This window comes from Leptolyngbya cf. ectocarpi LEGE 11479 (assembly GCF_015207065.1).
GTDB classification, from domain to species: Bacteria; Cyanobacteriota; Cyanobacteriia; order Phormidesmidales; family Phormidesmidaceae; genus Leptothoe; species Leptothoe ectocarpi.
The window spans coordinates 1-1,809 of sequence record NZ_JADEXP010000599.1; the positions used below are offsets into that span (position 1 = coordinate 1).

Annotated in this window: 2 pseudogenes; both read right to left on the reverse strand. The window is 53.7% G+C overall.

What is annotated here, in order from left to right:
- Positions 1 to 840: pseudogene (locus IQ260_RS30315) on the reverse strand (photosystem II chlorophyll-binding protein CP47); the annotation flags it as partial.
- Between the two features lie 83 nt (positions 841 to 923).
- A pseudogene (locus IQ260_RS30320) lies at positions 924 to 1,809 on the reverse strand (photosystem II reaction center protein CP43); the annotation flags it as partial.

The window sequence follows — 1,809 nt, forward strand, 5'->3', positions numbered from 1 at the left end:
AAAATAGCCTTGATCCCACTGGTGGCGGGTGGGTCCCCACAGTTCGAGGGGGGTGGTGGCGGTGCCGTACCACATGGTGCCAGCGGCAATAAAGCCTCCGGCAAAGAAAACAGCTAAACCACTGGCCAGGGCTCCCTCAATGTTACCCATGCGCAGGGCTTTGTAGAGGTATTCCGGTGGCCTAACAGAGATATGAAACAGCCCGCCAATAATGATCACTATGCCCAGGGCAATGTGGTGAGCAACCACACCGCCTGGATTATGCGGGTCAAATCCGGTGGCTCCCCAATCGGGAGCAACGCCCTGAACATGACCAGTCAGACCATAGGCATCGGAGACCCACATGCCCGGTCCAAAGACGCCGGTAAGATGGAAAGCGCCAAAGCCAAAACACAGTAATCCAGCCAGTAATAAATGAATACCGAGGACCTTGGGCAGGTCGATGATGGGTTTATCGGTTTTGGGGTCAAAGAAGGTGGAAACATCCCAGTAGACCCAGTGCCAACAGGCAGCAAGAAATTCTAGACCGGAGAATAGGATATGTGCGATCGCAACCGTTTCAAAGGTCCAAAAGCCTGGATCGACAAATGTATCCCCCGTAATACTCCAGCCCTGCCAGGAGTTTGTCACCCCCAAGCGAGCCACAAACGGCATCAAAAAACATCCCTGCCGCCACATCGGATTTAACATCGGGTCGGTGGGATCATATCGGGCCAGCTCAAATAACAGCATGGAGCCAGCAAATCCAGCACACAGAGCATTGTGCATCAGATGCACAGCGATTAATCGTCCTGGATCGTTCAAAACAGACGTATGGACGCGATACCAAGGCAGTCCCATTTAGTTTCTCTCCTTAAGTTTGTTGTAGGTTGTCCTCCCCTTTCGAAGGGGAGGTACCGTAGACGGAGGGGGTTAACAACCCATCAATCGTCCCGCAGGCTAGGATCAATCGGCGGCATGGAGAGCACCGGCTCATTGTCTCGATCAATCCCTGTCTCAAACCCAGCCGCAGTCGCCCGAGCGCGTCCAGCGTGCCAGAGGTGGCCCACTAAAAAGAAGAACGCAAAAATAAAGTGGGCAGTCGCTAGCCAGGTGCGTGGAGAAACATAGTTAAACGCATTGGTTTCAGTTGCAAGTCCGGCGACTGAGTTAAGAGAGCCCAGCGGCGCGTGGGTCATATATTCTGACGCTCGCCGAATCTGCCAGGGCTGCACATCATGCTTGAGCTTATCCAAATCCAGACCGTTGGTGCCCCGTAAGGGCTCTAACCAAGGGGCACGGGCATCCCAAAACCGCATGGTTTCTCCACCAAAGATAATCTCGCCCGTCGGGGCTCGCTGCAGGTACTTACCCAGACCCGTGGGGCCTTGGGCCGACGCCACATCGGCGCCCAGATTTTGGTCCCGCATGAGAAATACGAGAGACTGGGCCTGGGATGCCTCTGGAATCGTGGGGCCATAAAACACACTGGGGTAAGCCGTATTGTTAAACCAGATAAAGGCAGTAGCAATAAATGCCTGTCCGGCGATATTTCCCAAGCTTTGAGAGAGGTAAGTCTCCCCGCTCCAGGGATAAAGGTTATAGGTCCAACGCAGCGGTGGTACCAAAATATGCCAGATGCCCCCCGCAATCAAAATACCGCCAATCCAGATGTGTCCGCCGATCACATCTTCTAGATTATCAACACCGACAATCCAGCCGCTACCGCCAAACGGATTTCGCAACAAATAGCCAAAAATAATCCGTGGATCTAAGGTGGGATTTGTAATCAGCCTCACATCGCCACCGCCAACGGCCCAGGGATCGTAC